The organism is Pseudomonas sp. XP2, from assembly GCF_053557975.1.
Genome location: NZ_JBNRIK010000025.1, coordinates 38,601 through 39,967, shown reverse-complemented (window position 1 = coordinate 39,967; position 1,367 = coordinate 38,601). Strand labels below are relative to the sequence as shown.

Here is a 1,367-nt window from a genome sequence, read left to right as displayed (position 1 = left end):
ATTCCCCCGCGAAGAGGCCGGCACAGGTCACTACTTGCCAGTACGCTGGAACCGCGCCACTTCGACGAACAAATCGGAGTTGGCCGGGTCGTCCAGGTAGGCCAGCACACGCGCCGACGGGCTGTCGATCAGCACGCCGTCACCGTTGTCTTCCGGCACCTCGGTACTGCGCCCGGTCAGTTCCTTTTTGTCCACCGCCTGCTGCACCTGCTCGACATCCAGGTTGTAGACCACTAGTTCCTTGCCCTCGACGATGTCGAAACCGCCGATCAGGAAGTTGCCCCCCAGGCGCTTGGGCACGCCTGCCGACAGGTACCAGCGGTTACCGTGGCGCGAAACGGTGAACACGTATTCCTCAGGCGCCTTGCCCTTGGCCGTGGCCACCGCCTTGTAGGCACCGCCGCCGCTGCGGCTGATGGTCAGCTTCAACGGCTCGCCCCAGGCGTCCTTGCTGCTCCACTTGCCGAGCAGGGCCTTGGGCGCCGCCTGGTTGCTGGGCAAAGGCTCATGGAAGGTCACCAGACAACCGCCCAGCAGCAGGAATGACAGAGTCAACAACACCACACGCCAGGCTTTCATCAGGTTCTCCTTGAAAAATCGGTCTCGGCTCAGGCCGATGCCAGCACCAGCTGCAGGTATCGGGTAAGCATAGCGAGCATCTGCCCATCGGCTTGCGCGTTCGCATCCTTGAGCAGGCCCTGATATTCCATCTGCTCGATAATCGCCGTCAACATCTGGGCGTCCTGTTCCGGTTGCCGCGATCCCACCACCTGCAACAATTGCCGGGTGCCGTGCAGCAGGATCTGCTCGTGGGCACGTACCAGCTCAGCCAGGCGTGGACACAGCAGCGCTTCCTGGCGAAAGGCCTGTTCGGCCATCAGGAAATCGCGGCGGTTCAGCAGTTGCCGCTGCACATAGTCGGCAGTCATGCGCGCCACTTCGTCAGCCAGCCGCGCCCGTGCCTGCGGGCTGCCGTCGCCCTGGGCCAGCAACTGGCGCAACACCACCTCGGTGTTGGCCCACAGTTTGGCCATGTAGGCGGCACTGCGCTCGACATATTGGGCGAAGGTGTCGGTGAGCAGGTCCTCGATGTCCTTGAAGTAGTAGGTGGTGGCCGACAGCGGCACAGCGGCCTCGGCGGCCACCGCACGGTGGCGCACACCGCGAACCCCATCGCGCACAACGATGCGCATGGCGGCGTCGAGGATCAGCTGGCGGCGCTGTTCGCTGCCTTGGCGGGCAGTCTTGCGACCTTGGTATTGCACGTTTTCGGCGACGGCGGTAGCGATGCCGGCGGCGCCTTGATCAGGCATGGCGGGTGTCACGGGGGATACCTCATGGGCAGTGTTTCATCAGTGCCGGCCTCT

Annotated in this window: 2 protein-coding genes; both read right to left on the bottom strand. The window is 63.9% G+C overall.

Going from position 1 to position 1,367, the window contains the following annotated elements:
* Positions 1-30: 30 nt before the first annotated feature.
* The gene (locus ACK1VC_RS22560) at positions 31-579 is read right to left on the bottom strand and encodes a hypothetical protein (RefSeq protein WP_016485172.1); all 549 of its coding nucleotides are present in this window, start codon (positions 577-579) and stop codon (positions 31-33) included.
* Between the two features lie 29 nt (positions 580-608).
* The gene (locus tag ACK1VC_RS22555; protein ID WP_016485171.1) at positions 609-1,313 is read right to left on the bottom strand and encodes a TetR/AcrR family transcriptional regulator; all 705 of its coding nucleotides are present in this window, start codon (positions 1,311-1,313) and stop codon (positions 609-611) included.
* Positions 1,314-1,367 lie beyond the last annotated feature (54 nt).